Below are 17,543 nucleotides of genomic sequence, written 5' to 3'. Positions count from 1 at the left end.
TATCGTAATTCACTTCTTTTTAAGGAGCATTTCGATTAATGGTATTATCGATTGCATCTCTGGCATGGTCATCAACTCATTCCAATTTCTGTACAATGTGGCAGATGGCGCAGCAGACTGCTCTACCGTATCTACAGCATTCGAATGTAAGCACCGTTGCAAAACCGCTCCTGCCTGGGCTCCAAAATCGACTGCATCCTCGACTAACCATTGGCCATAACAGCGCTGAATCATTTCAGTACCAGCATGCCCCATCTGCCGTGCAATCCATGGTACATTTATTCCGGCAGACAATAGTTGACTGGCAAATGTATGACGGAATTGCGATGGCCCGCGATAATCAACGCCAAGAGAGATACAGTACGGTTTAAAGAATTTTTCTCTGTATTCATCAACTGAGGCGTAAGGACGCCGCTTTGCACAAAAATAGGCTAACAATGTCCGAGATTCGATTAATTTAGTTCGATTATCATTCTGCGTGACTTTTATATTTTTTGCCTTTCTATTCTTGGCTTGTTCTAGCAGTAGAGTTAGCGGTTCTATTGCCTGCGCTGTCAATTCTATTGTTCGTCTAGACCCCTCATTTTTAGGGGTTTTATACACACCATTTACCAAAGCCAGATCTATGGTTAGCATCTTTTTTTCGAGATCAACAACTTCAGCACTTAAGGCGAGCAGTTCACTAATTCGTAAACCAGTTGCTATCCCTACCTGTATCAATGCAGTTTCAATTTGATAGTTTTCCTGCTTATTCTGTTGTAGCAAAAGTGCAATCTCAGACTGCAAGAATGGTTTCGGCTTCTTTCTGGTAAATTTACATTTCTTTATGTTTTCCATCGGATTAGATGGAATTAAACCGTCGAGTTTCGCCCTAACAAATACACTGCGCAGAATTTCCAGGTAGTGATTAACTGTACAGCCATTATATTTCTTCAAAAGTTTTACGACCATCATCTCTATGTCTGTAGAGCTAAAGTCGATCAACTTTTTCTTACCGAACCAAGTTACAAGCTGCTTGCTCTTGCGGCGATATGGTCCAATGGTTGATTCAGCATAGCGGGCTTCTTTAAATTTCAGATTTTCATTTATTGCTAGTCCAAGAGTCTTATTTAAATCTTTGGCCTGTGAGTTTTTATCATTGTTCATCGGCTCTAATCCAGTTGATTTGCGCATAGGTTATGAGCATTAAAAAAACAAGTCAACAGATTTTTGATGCACAAACGAAATTGCAAGTCAAGAAAATTATTTGGTTTTTTTAAATAATATCGTTCCACCACAACATCTGAGCCACACAGGGCACGATTTCTGGTTGAATTTCCCTGTTGTAGAGCACGACTGATCCCACCTATCAGATAAGTGAGCATTGAGTTGGGGCTTATACGTCTATGAGCACTACAGCAAAAGTTCACCAGACGGTACTGGATTGACACTTATACTAAGTCTCTGGGAATCAACTCTATCTTTTCTTTCAAAAGAGATACGCTTACCCGTTTACCATAGCGGCCAAAAGTGATCCCTGTTTTACTATGTCCCGCCAACTCAGCCACAATATGCTCAGCAACGTCCGCCTGCTGTAACTCATCGATGTAGCTATGCCGCAGCCCGTAAAGCGTGGGACGGCCCTGACCTACGATGCCAGCATCATTGAGGTGGCGTTGGAAGCGACAGGTGATGTTATGCGCCCAGTCGTCGTCTTTGCCTGATGGTTTGTCGTCGAACAAAAATACCTGCCCCTGACCGCGACGACTCTCCACATAGTCCAGGAATTGATGTCCGATCAACGCACTATGTAGCGGCACGGTACGGTACGCATTGGCACTCTTGAGCTGTTGATCCACCTCTCCCGCATCGACCATCAGACACCAAATCCCCTCAACCTGTTTGATGTTCTGAGTTTTGAGCTGGCAAGCCTCGGAGGGTCGCAGCCCGGCATACAGGCACAGCAGGGGCACCCACCAGTCTTGAACTCTCAATTTTTTGCCTTTCTGGGATTGTTTGCTGCGCAGGCTGGCAAACAGCTGAGCCAGTTGAGGGCGATGCCAGCGCACTCGCTCCTCATCCGCCCGTTTGTGCGGCTTCTTGCCTGCCGTCAACCCATCAAAAGGGTTACGGCTGCAATAGTCCAGCGCCACGCACCAACGGAAGAACTGTTTCAGGGCGGCGAGGTAATCTCCTTTGGTTTTGAAACTGAGGTTGGTCTTGCGCAGCAAGCTGTTGCGGTACTCCTGTGCCAGCGCGGGCGTCACCTCATCGACTTTAACCCCTTTGGCCCAGGTGACGAAGGCGTTGATCCGAAGTTGGAGCTGGCCCACCGACCTATGCTGGATCCCCTCACTGGTTTTAGTCTCGATGAATCTCGCCAATGCGTGGGTGAGCATGATCCCACTGCTGGGGCATCAACAGAAGGTTCACGAGGTGTGGAAGGTGTTTGAGGAGGGATGAACCCCGCTGCTTTGAACGCGTCTAGATCGGCGCGGATCCAGCGATAGAAACTGCGGGGGGCAGTATCGGCAGGAGTAGCCGCGATAAGTGCGCGAGTACGAGCTGCCACTGCCAGGTTGCGGTCTACGGCAAGCTGACGATCTTTGGTGCAAAGGGAAGTACGGATAGCGAAGGGCAAGCCACGGTCACGTAATGACTTAGGCAGCGGGAGACGAGTGTAGTAGGTGCCGGAGGCATTTTTACTCAGATACATGATTGTTCCACCCAGTTGATCCAGGAAAAAAATCACGTAAGTCTAGAAATGAAAAAACCCGTTGAAATTCAACGGGTTATATTTGGCGGTGAGGGAGGGATTCGAACCCTCGATACGTTGCCGTATACACACTTTCCAGGCGTGCTCCTTCAGCCACTCGGACACCTCACCAAATTTTTGCTCACTGCTTTATGTGCTTGAGCTGCACATTCACTGGCGAACCATGCCGCGGTGACGGGGCGTAATGTAAGGGATACGATGGCTTTTGGTCAATGCAATTTTTTACTTTTTGCGTTAGTTTGCTCAATATCCGAACCAAGTGACCAAAAATATGCCGTTTCGTATCCCTTTCAATCAATTTACTGCCGCTTCGTGCAAATGTTCACCTTTGAGCGCCTCTTCCAGCGAGCCGTAAAATTCCAGCTTGCCGGGCTGCGGCCGCACCTTGGCACGGGCCAGGGTCTTGAGCGGTTGGAACTGCAACTCGGCCACCCGCAACTCGACACCGGCTTTAGCCATCTGCTTGCCAAAGTGGAGAAAGGCTGACAGGCCGCCCGCATCGAGGATGGAAACCGCCTCCATCTGCAACACCAGTACCTTGTGTCCTTTCACTTGCGCTTCCAGCTCGGCAAAGACCCGTTCGGCCGCGGCGAAGAAGAGCGGGCCGTTGATCTTGTAGAGCAGGCCGTTGTCCGGCACCTCATGGGCATAGCGCTTGTGCTCGGCCAAATCGTGCAGTTTGGTCATCTTGGCGATTTCGCGCATAAAGAGCAGGGATGCCAGGATCACCCCGAAGGTGATGGCGATGACCATGTCGAAAATGACGGTGAGTGACAGGCAGACCAGCAGCACCAGCACATCAGATTTGGGGGCGCGACGGATCAGCTCCACCACCTTGTGCGCTTCACTCATGTTCCAGGCCACGATGAGCAGCAAGGCAGCCATGGCCGAGAGCGGCAACCAGGAGAGCCAGGGGGCCAGCACCAGAATGGCGGCCAGCACCACCAGCGCATGGACGATCCCCGAGATGGGGGACGTAGCGCCGGCACGCACGTTGGCGGCAGAGCGGGCGATGGCAGCGGTAGCGGTAATGCCGCCAAAGAAGGGGGCGAAGATGTTGCCAAGCCCCTGCCCCACCAGCTCGGCGTTGGAGCTGTGTTTGCGACCGGTCATCCCATCGAGCACCACGGCGCAGAGCAGCGATTCGATCGCCCCCAGCATCGCCATGGAGAAGGCGGCAGGCAGCAGCCGCTCAACAGCCGCCAGGTTCCATTCAACTGGCAAGCCATCCGGTCCGGGCAAGGCCCAGGGCATCACCAGGGTCGGCGCGATGGGCGGGATCCCCATCCCCTGGGTGCCATCAGCCAGGGTATAGCTGAACTTGCTGCCGATGGTGGCCACATCCACCCCAAAGTAATGGAGGCCAAAACCCAGACCTACCCCGACCAGCACTGCGGGCAGGTGGCCGGGCACCGGCAGACGCAGGCGCGGCCAGAGCAGCAGCACGGCCAGCGTTGCGACCCCCACCAGGGTATCGCCCCACTGCCAGCTTGGCAGGGCGGCGGCCAGCGCTTCGACCTTGCCCAGATAGGTTTCCGGCATCTCGGGCACGCTCAGTCCAAAGAAGTCCTTGATTTGCAAGGTGGCGATCACGATGGCGATACCACCGGTAAAGCCCAGCGTCACTGACGGAGGAATGTACTCGATAAGGCGGCCAAGACGGGCCATCCCCATCGCCACCAGAAAGAGGCCTGAGATGAGCGTCGCCATCAACAGACCGCCAACCCCGAACTGCTGGGCGACAGGATAGAGGATCACCACAAAGGCAGCGGTCGGGCCGGAGATGGAGTAGCGGGAGCCACCGGTCACGGCGATCACGATTCCGGCAATGATGGCGGTATAGAGACCGTGTTGCGGCGGCACACCGCTGGCGATGGCCAGTGCCATGGCGAGCGGGATGGCGATGATGCCCACCGTCACACCGGCGATAAGATCACGGCCGAAGCGGGCCATGCTGTAAGGTTCATCAATACAGGACTGGCGTAAGGCTATGGCGAGCTTCACGCTATTTAAAGAGGCTTGCTTGTGCATGTATATCGTAATACCAGAAGAGGGAGATAAAGGCCGGAGAGATCCGGCGCCCGATCATCATCAAGGGCCGGCAGGGCTGTCGACGCGGCGATGGTATCCTGCGTAACCTTACTCCAGACGGGCCATTTTTTCGATGGGCAGGATCAATGAAACGCGCGCTCACCCATTATTTGGCCTATTTGCCGCCAAATCGCCGATCTTGGCTCCTGCTATCCCCCTTTTTGCCACAAAGATTACCATTTGAGCCTCGCAGTGTTACCAGCACGTTCGCGACATCATGCTGGCATCATCAGGTTGATGCGAACCGAGCCAATAACCCCTGCGCCGGTTGGGGGCTTCGATGGCAAGGGACTGATTGTGCTGAAAATAAACCGCAAAGCGCAACTTTTGGGCAAACAGTCCGAAAATCCGGTTTTCGGGAAATTCGCGGGTTGACACCCGCCGCCCTGGTCATTAATATTCGCCCCGTCTTAACGAGACAGGCAATTCCTCCTTAGTTCAGTCGGTAGAACGGCGGACTGTTAATCCGTATGTCACTGGTTCAAGTCCAGTAGGAGGAGCCACTTTTCCCTCGTAGTTCAGTCGGTAGAACGGCGGACTGTTAATCCGTATGTCACAGGTTCAAGTCCTGTCGAGGGAGCCAAATTCTAAAGCCCAGCCTTTTGGCTGGGCTTTTTCGTATCTGCCTCAGAAGAGTCTAGAGAAGCCTGGATTACTCATCCCCACACTGGGGGCTGTCACGTCCACAAACAGGTCAATACCGCGCCACAACCGAGCATGCTCACGGAGTGCTTGCTGATAGGCCCAAGTAGCAATGGCAGTAGAACGCTCGGCATCGACGCTCACCAGAGGGGCCAGCTCATCGGTGAGGTACGCCCCGTGAGTCAGGATATTCTGCTCGTACCAAGCATCCCTGTGCTCGGGCGCGGCAAGAAAATCCCGTTTGCTCCGGTTACAGTTGGCATGTGCTAATACGAAGTTGTGGCCCAAATCGATTGGATAACGACGCCAGGGGATGAAATGGTCTACCTCACCACTCCCGTGTATCGCCTTGTTACAGTAAAAACAGGTTCCCCCCTGCAAGTCCCTCAATACCTCTCCTACTCGCCCCAGCGCCTGACGGCTTGAACCAAATAGAAAATTCTCCAACCCCACACTTGGGCCAATCAGTGGCTGATTACCCTTGATGTCGCAGATAAGCTGTAACCAATGCTGTCGGGAGAGAGAGACCACCAGATCGTAAAAGCGGTGGAGACAGTAGAGAATGCCGGGGTTAAGGCAGATATGATCCGTGCCCCTTTGATGAGGATAGAGGTGACACTCCTCTCGCCCACCCAGGATCTGCAGACGCCACAAGGGCCCCTCAACAAGGATGCGCCGAACTCGGGCAAGAAGAGGCCGCCAGGCGTCGTGACGACGCAGTGCAGTCACCGAGCGGACACCCTCTTCACGCAGCCGCGACAACTCCGTCAGCATGATGGCCTGACGACCGCAGCTCTGTTTGAGCAAGGTAGCCGTTTCTCCCGTTGCCGAGTAGGGCAGACTGTGCTGCCAATAGAGCTCCACAAACTTGGTGGCTAGTTCGTCCAGCGTAATAGTGCGCGCCGCCATCAGCTCATGGGTCTCGGTACTGCGCTCAATTGCGATATCTGCAATCCCGTGAAGTAAGGCGCACTTGTAAGTGGCAACAAAGTCGCCTTCGGTAAAGATGCGTTGCAGATAGACAATAAAAGCGAGTTGTTGCTCAGGGGAGGCGTGCATGTTCGCCCCCAAGGATCAGACTCTGCCAACTCAAGCCGCTACGCGCCAAGGCATCCCCCTGTGGCTCTGACACATGGAGCAGTGTCATCCCCCCCTCCAATGCAAACAGCTCCACTTCATCGACAGCTACCGGATACATGGCTCGCTCCCGCATCTCCAGCTCCGACACAGTCAGGCGAAGACTCAGTACCAGATAGCCGTCTGGTGAGAGCAGCTCATGAAGACGTGCCAGAGCCAAGGGGCGAGACTCCGGGGGTAGATGCATCCAGACAGCACTGAGCAAAATCAGATCAAAAGTACCGGTCACGCGAGAGAGAGCAGGCATAGCGTCATTGACCCACGCCACCGCTGCCTCACGGGTATGACATTGCCCCTGCGCAGCAAGTGCCTGACAGGGCTCGACAGCGACCACCATGTTGCCCTGATGGAGCTCGGCTAAAAACGCGGCATCACGACCACTTCCGGCCCCCACATCGAGTAACCTGCGCGGTGCCGCAAGGAGCCAAGGCTCCAGTAGTGTGAGTCAGTCGCCGTGAACGGCGCGCGCAGATACCTGTTGGTAACGAGTCGCCAATTCGGTGGCATGGCACTGGTAGTAGTCGAGGGACACAATGCGTTCCGAACGGAGAAGGAAGTAAAATAATCTCACAAGATCAGTTAGTTGGCCATGGCCAGAACGACACTTTCCCAACATGAACGATTAATCGGGCAGCGGCATTTACAAAACCGGGTGTCCGCCAAAAGAACCGCGGCCAGAGGGCTCTGAATGATGCCATCATTCAACATTTCGGGTAATATTCGGCCAACTCACTGATCTCTTGGCACTTATTATCGCCATGAGAGGTCAACGCCAGATGGAGATGGCTATTAATGAACTCGACTGATGTCGTGACCCTGTTTGGGGATGACAAGATTCTTTCCTTTGACCTTGAACTGACCCGGGACGAAAAACTCCGTCATCTGGGGGCGCTCCTGGCTGGTCGTGAACTCAATCTCAAGGGCCCGCAGGATCTCGCACTCAAGGAGCTAAATGCGCTGGCACAAGGGGCAGATGTAGTCCTTGGTCACAATATTCTCGATTTTGATCTCCCCTGGTTGGCCAAACAGGCTGTACGTCCCCAGTTGCTTCTCGAAAAGCCGGTAATAGATACCCTCTATCTATCTCCCCTTGCCTTTCCCAAAAACCCCTATCACCGCTTGGTCAAGGATTACAAACTGGTTCGGGATACCCTCAATGATCCGGTCGCGGATGCAAGGCTCGCATTGCAGATCTTCTCGGAACAGCTGATAGCACTACAAGCCTTACCCCTGTCCCAATTGCAGCTTTATCAATATCTGTTCGACCAGGGAGTCATGGCGCAATTTAACACTCAGGGTCTGTCACTGGTGTTTGCCAGACTGACAGGCCGCCCGCCAGTGCGGGTCTCGGAGCTACCCACTCTCATCAAGAGCATTGCCCATGAGAAAGCGTGCCCCAATCAGCTCAACCGAGTGATTGGTGATGCCCTGCGTCAACCCATGCTGTTGTTACCATTGGCTTATGCCTGCGCCTGGTTGCCCGTGTCCGGCGGGAACTCCGTATTGCCCCCCTGGATTTGGCGCCGCTTCCCCCAGACCGCAGAAATCATTCACACAGTTCGTGAACGTCACTGCGGTCATGCTGACTGCAGCTATTGTCAGGAGAACCACGACGCACGCCGCCATCTGCAGCGAATTTTCGAGCTCGACAACTTTCGCAACCTGCCTGATGGGACACCATTGCAGAAGACCTTGATCGAGGAAGCCATGGCTGGCGTCGCACTGCTCGGCATACTCCCAACCAGCGGTGGCAAGTCGCTCTGCTACCAGCTCCCGGCACTGGTGCGTAACCAGCGAAGCGGTGCTCTCACGGTCGTGATATCCCCCCTGCAGGCACTGATGAAAGATCAAGTGGACAACCTTAAACACAAGGCCGGTATTGAAGGGGTTGCCGCTATCTCGGGGCTGCTGACGCTACCAGAGCGAGGCGCGATTCTTGAACAGATCCGCATGGGGGATATCGCCTTGCTCTATATCTCCCCCGAGCAGTTGCGCAACCGCACAGTCAAACAAGCAATACGACAACGTCAAATCGGTGGCTGGGTATTTGACGAAGCGCACTGCCTGTCGAAATGGGGACATGATTTCCGCCCTGACTATCTCTACTGCGCCAAGGCCATCGCCACAATTGCCAAGGAACAGCAGGTCCCCATGCCTCCAGTCTTCTGCTATACCGCGACCGCCAAACCGGATGTGATTGAGGATATTTGCGCCCAGTTTCTCGACAAACAGCCCCGACCTCTTCTCAGACTGGAAGGAGGGGTTGAACGTACCAACCTCGAATATGCCGTCGTTGAGTGCCCCGGTCTCAATAAACAGGGCCATATCCTTAACCTGCTCGAGCAGTTCTTCGGTGAGGAAAAGCCCGGTTCCTGCGTTATCTACTGCGCAACAAAGCGCAGCGTGGACGAGCTGGCCGATTTCCTCGGTCAGCAACAATCCCTCCCTGTCTCACGCTTTTACGCCCGCATGGACAGTGCCCAGAAGAAAACCACCCTCGAACAATTTATCAATGGCGAGATCCGGGTCATCTGCGCGACCAATGCCTTCGGGATGGGGATCGACAAGGATGATGTGCGTTTGGTGATCCATGCCGATATCCCCGGCTCCCTCGAAAACTATCTACAGGAAGCGGGACGAGCTGGCCGCGATACAGCACAAGCCCACTGCGTATTGCTGTTTGATGAACAAGATATCGAGAAACAGTTTCAGCTCGAGGCCATGAGTGAAGTCAGCCTGCGCGATATCAAACAGATCCTGCGCGGAATAAGGCTCAGGGCCAGCAAAGGAGGCAAGCAGGATAACAACTCGCCACTGGTCGCCACCAGTGCAGAGCTCATCAACCAGCCAGAGGTAGAAACCAGCTTCGCTGCCGATGACAGCAATGCGGATACCAAGGTCAAGACAGCTATTGCCTGGCTCGAACGAGCGGGCTATCTGGAGCGTAGCGACAACATCACTCAGGTTTTTCAGGGGCGCCCTCTGTTTGCTTCCACCGAGGAGGCGATGAAAAGGGTAGAGAGTCTGAAACTGGCTCCCAAGGCCAAAGCCATCTGGCAAGCTGTTATCCAGGCGCTGATGAGTGCTGCCGACGATGATGGTCTCAGTGCCGATGCCATTGCCGAAGAGGCAGGCCAATACATGGCAGACAAAGGAAGTGGTGTTCAGGCCAGTGAAGTGATGCGGGTACTCACCCAGATGGCGGATGTCGGTCTTCTCTCTCAGGGGATGTTACTGACTACCTGGCTTCGCCCCAAAGGAAGAGACAATGCCCGGGTGCTCTGCGGGCAAGTACACAGCATTGAAAAGGCGATGCTGGACACCTTGCGTGAAAAAGAACCCGAACCTGATACAGGGCAAGGGCTGATCTTTAACATTCGACTGGTCAATCAGGCCATCAAAGATCTGGGGCATGAGCGGTGTAACCCTGGCTTGCTGCGCAATTTGCTGACCAGCTGGGCTCAGGATGGTCGCTCGGGGGGCGAGAAAGGCTCCATTGATGTCAAATATCTCTCTCGGGATCTTTACCAACTCACCTTCAACCGAACCTGGTCCCAGATTGAGCAGACAATTGATCAACGCCATCGCGTCACAGGCGCCACCCTCGATTTTCTCTACACCCTGTTGGCAAGCAGCGAAGAGAGTGTCCAGCGCCAAGTGATGCTGTCATTTGCCCTGGAACAACTGGTCAAATACCTGCGAGAAGACATGGATGTGGCTCAGCTAATGAACAAGCGGGAGGCAAGCAGCCAGCAGGAGTGGTTGCTCAAAGGGGCAGAGCGGGCACTGCTCTACCTGCATGAGCAACACGCCATCGTGCTGCAAAATGGTCTTGCAGTGTTCCGAAGCGCCATGACCCTCACTCTGACCGCTGAGCGGCAGCAACAATACAACAAGGCAGACTATCAGCCGCTTGAGCATCACTATCGCCAGAAGGTGATTCAGATCCATGTGATGAATGAATACGCCCGCATCAGCCTGGAGCACTTCAAGAAAGCCAAAAAGCTGGTGACAGACTACTTCTCCATGGAAGCTGACAAGTTCCTCGGTCACTACTTCAAAGGGCGCAACAAAATCCTGGAGCTGGCGACCAGCGAACACTCCTGGAAGCGCATTGTCGAAGATCTTCACAACCGTGCCCAGGAGCAGATCGTTCAGGCTCCGCCCGAGCAAAACTTGCTGGTACTGGCAGGCCCGGGTTCAGGCAAGAGCAAGGTGATTATCCACCGCTGCGCCTACCTGATGCGGGTCAAGCAAATCTCCCCATCGCGGATCATGTTGCTCTGTTACAACCATAATGCGGCGATGTCCCTGCGCCGACGCCTGACCGAGTTGCTGGGGCGTGATGGAGCACGGGTCTCGGTATTCACCTTTCACGGTCTCGCTATGAGTCTGACAGGCAATGCGGTGCAAAACCGGACATCCGACGATATCGACTTTACCACCATCATTGATGACGCAATCAAGCTGCTCCGGGGAGAGCAGAACCAGCTTGGTCTCGAATTGGAAGAGCAGCGGGAAAAGCTGCTCGGTGGGCTGCAATTTCTGCTCGTCGACGAGTATCAAGACATTGATGAACAACAGTACCAGCTTATCGCGGCACTGGTGGGCAAAAGCGAAGAGGATGAGGAGGCCCGACTGCATCTGATGGCTGTGGGTGATGATGACCAATCGATCTACGCCTTTCGCGACGCGAACGTCAGCTTTATTCGCCGCTTTGAGCAAGACTACAACGCCCAGACTCACTTCCTGACCTGGAACTATCGTTCCACCGCCCACATCATCGAGACCTCCAACCGCCTGATTGAGCACAATCAGGATCGCATGAAGCGTACACATCCCATCGAGATCGACGACAGGCGCAAGATGGAAGTGGCTGGGGGGCACTGGGAGGGGATGGAGACAGCACAGGGTCGCGTCATCATCCAGCAGTGCCAGGATGCAGCCCAACAGGCAGCCGAGGTCGTGAGACATATCGCGCTTATCCGTGAGAAGACTCCCACTTGCCCGCTGGAATCTATCGCCGTGCTGGCCCGTAATGGGCTAGAGAAGGAGGAACTGGCCTGGGTACGCTCGGCACTGGCAGATGCCGATATTCCCTGTCGTTTTACTCTGGATAAAGAGAACGGTTTTCCTGTGCATCGCTGCCGTGAAATCTTGCGCTATCAGAATTGGCTACAACAGCAAGGTCATGCCCTGCTGACAGCGGAGCAACTTGCAGCCCCTCTCCCTCCACTCTCACTGGCCAACCGTTGGGAGGAGCTACTGCACAATCTGATTGCTCAATGGCAAGCCAGCCAGGGAGAGCACGCTCTTTCTGCCCACCACTTCCTGATGTTCCTCTACGAGTATTTGAGCGAGCAAAAGCGCCAGATCCGCTTCGGTAAAGGGGTATTGTTAAGTACGGTACATGGGGTTAAGGGGGAGGAGTATCGCCATGTGATACTTCTCGACGGTGGCTGGCAACGCGCGGCGGAGCTATCGACCAGTAACCTGGAAGAAGAGCGGCGCCTCTTCTATGTGGGGATGACACGTGCTATCGAAAGGCTGGTTCTCATGGCTCGCCACGATCAACATAATCCCCATATTCCACTGATCGCCTCCCACTGCTACGTGCAGAGACCTAACGCAACCCGACCGGATAGACAACGTCGTTTCGCCATGATGGGTATGTCGCAACTGGTGTTGGGATATGCAGGTCACAGTGATGAAGGCCAGACTATTCACAACGAACTGAGAGCGTTGAAAGTAGGCGATGCCGTACGCATTGCCCCCGACAAACAGGACAGGCTCCATGTCTATCACCGCAGTCACAAGATCGCTCGCCTCTCCCTACAGGGAGAAGAAACCTGGAAATTCGATGTGAATACAATCCGCGAAGCCAGAGTGATCGCCTTGGTAGAGCGGCGTAAAGAGCAGGAAAAGGATGAGTATCAACCCAAGATGCGCAGCGAACGTTGGGAGATCCCCATAATCGAGCTGGAGTTATGAACCAAACTGGTAGCCCCCCATGCTACCGGGATAGACCTTCACGACTTGCAGCACCAGCTAATAGCCTCAATTCAGGTCATAATCACCCAGCTTCCCTTACCTGGGAGTTTTTATGCGTCGATTCAATTTCATGCTCAATGGCAGCAGATTATAGTGGTCTAATCATCCCGGACACCATTTTAGGTGGTACAGTCGCCACTATGACCTGAGGTGTTCAATGACAAGATTACGTCGCTCATTTACTGCCGAATTCAAACTCGAAGCCGCATCCTTGGTGCTCGACCAAGGATATTCTGTCCCTGAAGCCAGCCGTTCACTGGATGTCGGTGAAACCGTACTGCGCCGCTGGGTTCAGCAACTGCAATCCGAACGCTGTGGTACAACCCCCATCGGCAAAGCACTGACTCCGGAGCAGCAAAAAATTCAGGAGCTGGAAGCCCGTATCAACCGGCTCGAACGTGAAAAGGACATTCTAAAAAAGGCTACTGCTCTCTTGATGGCGGACGAGTTCACACGTACGCGCTGATAGACCGATTAAGGGAGCAAGCCCCCATCACCTTGGTCTGCTGCGCTTTCGATGTGCCCACCTCCTGTTTTTACGATTATCTGGCCCGCAGACGGGCGATTAACCGTGAGCGGATACAGCAACGCAGTGAGTTGCGCCGGTTGTTCAAAGAGAGCAGGAGCTCTGCAGGCAGCCGCGCCTTGATGTCGATGATGCGGGAGTTGGGGTATCAGATTGGTCGATTCAAAGTACGTAACCTGATGAAGGCAGCCGGGCTGGTATCCAAACAGCCGGGCGCTCATCGTTATCAGGTCGCCCAGTCTGAGCGACCGGATATCCCCAATCTGCTGGCCCGCGAATTTGATGTCCAGCAACCCAATCAGGTGTGGTGTGGCGATATCACCTACGTCTGGGCTGGTGGCCGTTGGCATTACCTGGCAGCGGTGCTTGACCTGCACACCCGGCGGGTCGTGGGCTGGGCGATGTCTGATAAACCTGATGCAGAATTGGCAATCAAAGCACTGGAGATGGCCTATCAGCAGCGTGGTTGCCCATCTGGTGTGCTGTTTCACTCTGACCAGGGCAGCCAATATGGCAGTAGGGCATTTCGGCAACGACTGTGGCGCTATCGCATGACCCAGAGCATGAGTCGGCGTGGCAACTGCTGGGATAATGCCCCGATGGAGCGATTGTTCAGAAGTCTTAAAACGGAGTGGGTTCCGGCTATGGGATACATGAGCGTGCGGGAGGCAAAGCGGGATATCAGTTATTACCTGATGGATTACTACAACTGGCGGCGTCCACATCACCACAATGACGGGATACCGCCAGCAAAAGCCGAGGATCGGCCTAACCAAGTGTCCGGATTTAGTTGACCACTACATATCCACGGCTTCACGCACCATTTCCCGCGCTTGCGTCAAATCCTGCGGGCTTTGCAACAATAACTCTCCTTTCAAAATCCCGTTCACCCGCTCCGCCAACGCATTCTGGTAACAGTCATACCCATCCGTCATCGAGCATTTCACCCCGTACAGCTCATGTAATGACTGATACAGCCCCGAGCAATACTTCACGCCGCGGTCCGAGTGATGGATTAGCTCCCCGCTGCCACAGCGTTGCTTCAGTGCTTTCTTGAACGCCATCGCCACCGACTCGGCGTGCATCCCTTCGTGCACGTGATGGCCCACTATCTTGCGTGAGTAGGCATCCGTCACCAGGCTCAGGTACAGCGGCCCGCTCCTGGCTGGCAGATAGGTGATATCTGCGACCCAGACCTGCTCCGGCCCCGCCTTGAGCAAGTTGGGATGACGGTAGAAACGGTGAAAACTGTGGGTGGTCTTGTGATACGCCCGTCTGGGTGGCACCAGCAGGCGGTGCTCGGCCAATATCTGAAACAGTCTGTCACGCCCGACCTTGAGCCCGCCATCATCCTGACCCTGCAGCAGATAATGCAGCTTGCGAGTGCCCACCCGAGGTTGTCGCAGTCGAACCTGACGCACGAAGCGCACCACCTGTAGCCCTTGTGCATGGCGCTCGTCGGCGACCCGATTGCGCTTGTAGTAAGCCTGCCGGCTTATCCCCAGAAACAGGCAAGGTTAGTCTCTCGACTTGCCGCTGCGAGAGGACTTGCCGGGTCGCTTTTTTACGATGGAGACGCCGTAGTCATTCTTCAGTACATCGACGACGGCCTCAAAGAACTGGGCCTTCTGACTCATCAGCTCCAGCTGTTGCTCGAGTTCCTTGATGCGCTGTTCTGGCGTCTGGTTGTCGGGGTCAGGCATGGTGATGCTCCTGCCGGCACGTACAGAAGCCCCCTGGCTCCAATCTTGCCGACCATGTTTACGCAACCATACCAGAACGGTGGAGCGGCCCTGAATGCCATAACGCACCTGAGCCTGTTTGTAGGTGAGCTCGCCTTTTTCAATCTTCTCGACCAGTGACAGTTTAAAAGTCAGCGAGTAACCGTGCTGTGTCCGTTTCACACCTTGTCCCATCGGGTTCTCCATTTATTGGAGGGAAAGGTGTAAACCATATTCAGGATGGGACAAGGAAAAGAAAAAGAGCGCCAGATTGGCACCCTTCTCGACGATTCAAATATCGCAGCCGACTTACTTGTAGGCCCGACCTTCCAGATAGTGCTTGCGGCAAAGCGACACATAACGATCGTTGCCACCGATCTCCACCTGTTCGCCATCACGCATCACCTGCCCCGCTTCATTGACCCGGGAGTTCATGTGAGCCTTGTTGCCACACCAGCAGATGCTCTTCAGCTCTTCAAACTTGTCAGCCAGACAGAGCAGATGGTAGGAGCCCGGGAACAGCTCGCCGCGAAAATCGGTCTTGAGGCCATAGGCCATCACCGGAATATCCTGCTCATCGACGATGCGGGCCAACTGGTAGACCTGCTCACGGGTCAGGAACTGGGCCTCGTCCACGATGAAAACATCGATATGTTTCTTCGCATGGCGCTCTTTCACCATTTCAAACAGATCGCAGCTGTCGCTGAACACGTCCACCTTCAGTTCAAGGCCAACCCGGGCACTGATCACCCCGACCCCGAAACGATCATCAATGGCTGGCGTCATCGCCAGAGGATGCATGCCCCGCTCCAGATAGTTGAAGTGTGCCTGAATGAGCTGGGTGGATTTGCCTGAATTCATGGTGGCAAATTTGTAGTGCAGTGAAGCCATGATACTGTTCCGAAACTGAATTTATGGGGCGCATGCTAACCAAAGCCCCTGACAAAACCAAGGGGCCCGCGGGCCCCTTGCTCTATAAATGTTACGCGGTGGCCAGCACTGGCCGCGCTTTGGCCTTTTTCAGGTGATAACCGGTAAAGAGCACGAACCAGAGGGCACTGACACTGAAACCGGCCAGGCTGGAGTGCATCAAGCCCATCGCCAGGTAACCCATGGCCGCACCGAAGGCGATGGCCAGCGCATAAGGCAGCTGGGTCATCACGTGATCGATGTGATGGCAACCGGCACCGGTGGCGGAGAGGATGCTGGTGCTGGAGATGGGCGAGCTGTGATCCCCGAACACCGAGCCAGCCAGTACCGCAGCCAGCATCGGCAGCATCAGGCTGATGTCGCTGGCGGCAGCCATGTCACCGGCCAGCGGCAGCATGATGCCGAAGGTGCCCCAGCTGGTACCGGTGGCAAACGCCATGGCACAGGAGAGGATAAAGACCACAGCAGGCAGTACTTCGATCGGCAGGTTGCCGTTAGCCAGCGAAGCCAGGTACTTGCCGGTCTCCACGTCGCGCACCACGGCACCTATGGTCCAGGCAAACAGCAGGATGTTGATGGCTGGCAGCATGGCCATGACGCCTTGCGGCGCGGCCTTGATCCAGTTCTTGGCACCCAGCTTCAGGCGCATAGCCAGACCGATGGAGACCACCAGACTGCACAGGGCACCGTAAACCAGCGAAGAGCCGACGTTGGTGTTTTCGAACGAGCCAAGCACGCTGAAGGGCAGCCCTTTCTCGCTCAGCGCCGCAGCACCGGAATCGATCATGAAATAGATGGTGGCGGCGGTCAGGGTCAGGATCGGCAGTACCATGTCGATCATGCCGCCGTTGCTCTCCTCCGGGCTTTCCATATCCAGACCGATGGGGCGGCCCTTGGACTCATCCCACAGCTTGCCTTCCAGCGCCCACGCTTCGTGTTGACGCATCGGGCCGATATCGAGTTGGAATGCAATCACCACCAGCACCATGATCAGGGTGAAGACGGCGTAGAGGTTCATCGGGATCATCTCGACAAATGCCGCGATGGGGCTCTGTTCAGTCAGACCGTGGGCCGCCATGATGCCGCCAACCAGAGCGATGATATAGGCGCCCCAAGAGGAGATGGGCATCAGCACGCAGACCGGCGCCGCGGTGGAGTCCAGCAGATAGGCCAATTTGGCACGGGAGATCTGGAAGCGGTCGGTCACCGGACGGCAGATGGCCCCCACCGACAGGCTGTGGAAGAAGTCATCGATAAAGAAGGCAAACACCATCATGCCAGTCAGGGCTTTGGCGCCCTTGCGGGTCTTGGCACGACGCTCGGCCCACTCGGCAAAGGCACGGGTCGCCCCGGAGACGCTCATCAGGCTGATGAGGCCACCCAGCAGCAGCATAAACAGGATCATGTTGACATTGTCACGATTGAGCGCGCCATCGACCCAGAAGATCTTGAGCACGGTATTCAACATGTAATGCAGGGATTCGAGGGGTGAAAACTGATTGAGCAGCAGACTGCCGGTGACGATGCCCACACCTAGAGACAGCAGCACGCGGCGGGTCATGATCGCCAGCGCGACAGCCAACAGGGGGGGAAGAACGGACCAACCGGAGTCGGCGAAATGACTAATGTCCATGATCTCTTTGCACCTAAAGATTACAGGTGGAGATCTACCGAGAGGATCTAAAGAAAC

9 protein-coding genes, 3 tRNA genes and 1 pseudogene are annotated in these 17,543 nt (G+C 54.8%); 4 read left to right on the top strand and 9 right to left on the bottom strand.

All coding sequences use genetic code 11. The features are described from left to right. Nucleotides 1-9: 9 nt before the first annotated feature. From AB5Y83_RS13975 to dauA, 4 genes are all read right to left on the bottom strand, one after another. Nucleotides 10-1,146, bottom strand: coding sequence for a tyrosine-type recombinase/integrase (locus tag AB5Y83_RS13975; protein WP_042877944.1), 1,137 nt, complete (start codon nucleotides 1,144-1,146; stop codon nucleotides 10-12). A gap of 284 nt (nucleotides 1,147-1,430) precedes the next feature. After that, nucleotides 1,431-2,378, bottom strand: coding sequence for a site-specific integrase (locus AB5Y83_RS13970; RefSeq protein WP_201873082.1), 948 nt, complete (start codon nucleotides 2,376-2,378; stop codon nucleotides 1,431-1,433). Nucleotides 2,379-2,778: 400 nt separating this feature from the next. After that, a tRNA-Ser gene (locus AB5Y83_RS13965) sits at nucleotides 2,779-2,866 on the bottom strand. A gap of 183 nt (nucleotides 2,867-3,049) precedes the next feature. Continuing rightward, the gene (gene dauA, locus AB5Y83_RS13960; RefSeq protein WP_005333688.1) at nucleotides 3,050-4,786 is read right to left on the bottom strand and encodes a C4-dicarboxylic acid transporter DauA; all 1,737 of its coding nucleotides are present in this window, start codon (nucleotides 4,784-4,786) and stop codon (nucleotides 3,050-3,052) included. Between the two features lie 487 nt (nucleotides 4,787-5,273). Between dauA and AB5Y83_RS13955 the strand changes: the two genes are divergently transcribed. Both AB5Y83_RS13955 and AB5Y83_RS13950 read left to right on the top strand, forming a co-directional pair. Continuing rightward, a tRNA-Asn gene (locus AB5Y83_RS13955) sits at nucleotides 5,274-5,349 on the top strand. Nucleotides 5,350-5,353: 4 nt separating this feature from the next. After that, a tRNA-Asn gene (locus AB5Y83_RS13950) sits at nucleotides 5,354-5,429 on the top strand. 44 nt (nucleotides 5,430-5,473) lie between these two features. Here the strand turns inward: AB5Y83_RS13950 and AB5Y83_RS13945 are convergent. Together AB5Y83_RS13945 and AB5Y83_RS13940 are read right to left on the bottom strand one after the other, a co-directional pair. Further along, a complete protein-coding gene (locus AB5Y83_RS13945) occupies nucleotides 5,474-6,547 on the bottom strand; it encodes an HNH endonuclease (RefSeq protein WP_368175353.1) in 1,074 nt (357 codons plus the stop codon). Continuing rightward, a complete protein-coding gene (locus tag AB5Y83_RS13940; RefSeq protein ID WP_368175408.1) occupies nucleotides 6,531-7,061 on the bottom strand; it encodes a class I SAM-dependent methyltransferase in 531 nt (176 codons plus the stop codon). The genes AB5Y83_RS13945 and AB5Y83_RS13940 overlap by 17 nt, the downstream gene beginning before the upstream one ends. A 356-nt stretch (nucleotides 7,062-7,417) precedes the next feature. Here AB5Y83_RS13940 and AB5Y83_RS13935 point away from each other — a divergent pair, with 356 nt between their 5' ends. Further along, complete coding sequence (locus tag AB5Y83_RS13935; protein WP_368175352.1) at nucleotides 7,418-12,616, top strand: RecQ family ATP-dependent DNA helicase; 5,199 nt, start codon at nucleotides 7,418-7,420, stop codon at nucleotides 12,614-12,616. 217 nt (nucleotides 12,617-12,833) lie between these two features. Continuing rightward, nucleotides 12,834-13,996 (top strand): IS3 family transposase gene (locus AB5Y83_RS13930; protein ID WP_368175351.1). Its coding sequence is split into 2 segments (ribosomal slippage): nucleotides 12,834-13,089 and nucleotides 13,089-13,996, totalling 1,164 coding nucleotides; the frame shifts between segments, so codons are not numbered across the junction. Nucleotides 13,997-14,002: 6 nt separating this feature from the next. Here AB5Y83_RS13930 and AB5Y83_RS13925 read toward each other — a convergent pair. The 3 genes and pseudogenes from AB5Y83_RS13925 to AB5Y83_RS13915 all read right to left on the bottom strand — a co-directional run. Beyond that, nucleotides 14,003-15,118, bottom strand: a pseudogene (locus AB5Y83_RS13925) (IS3 family transposase); the annotation flags it as partial. A 114-nt stretch (nucleotides 15,119-15,232) separates the two neighbouring features. Then, on the bottom strand, nucleotides 15,233-15,814 hold the full coding sequence (locus tag AB5Y83_RS13920; RefSeq protein ID WP_005337121.1) for a thymidine kinase: 582 nt from the start codon (nucleotides 15,812-15,814) through the stop codon (nucleotides 15,233-15,235). A 91-nt stretch (nucleotides 15,815-15,905) separates the two neighbouring features. Continuing rightward, nucleotides 15,906-17,486: a Na+/H+ antiporter NhaC family protein gene (locus AB5Y83_RS13915; protein WP_368175350.1), complete on the bottom strand. Its 1,581-nt coding sequence runs from the start codon at nucleotides 17,484-17,486 to the stop codon at nucleotides 15,906-15,908. Nucleotides 17,487-17,543 lie beyond the last annotated feature (57 nt).

The sequence above is a fragment of the Aeromonas sp. R5-4 genome, assembly GCF_040908215.1.
Lineage (GTDB): Bacteria > Pseudomonadota > Gammaproteobacteria > Enterobacterales > Aeromonadaceae > Aeromonas > Aeromonas veronii.
The sequence above is the reverse complement of the archived record's forward strand: the minus strand, read 5'-3'. Positions and strand labels throughout refer to the sequence as shown.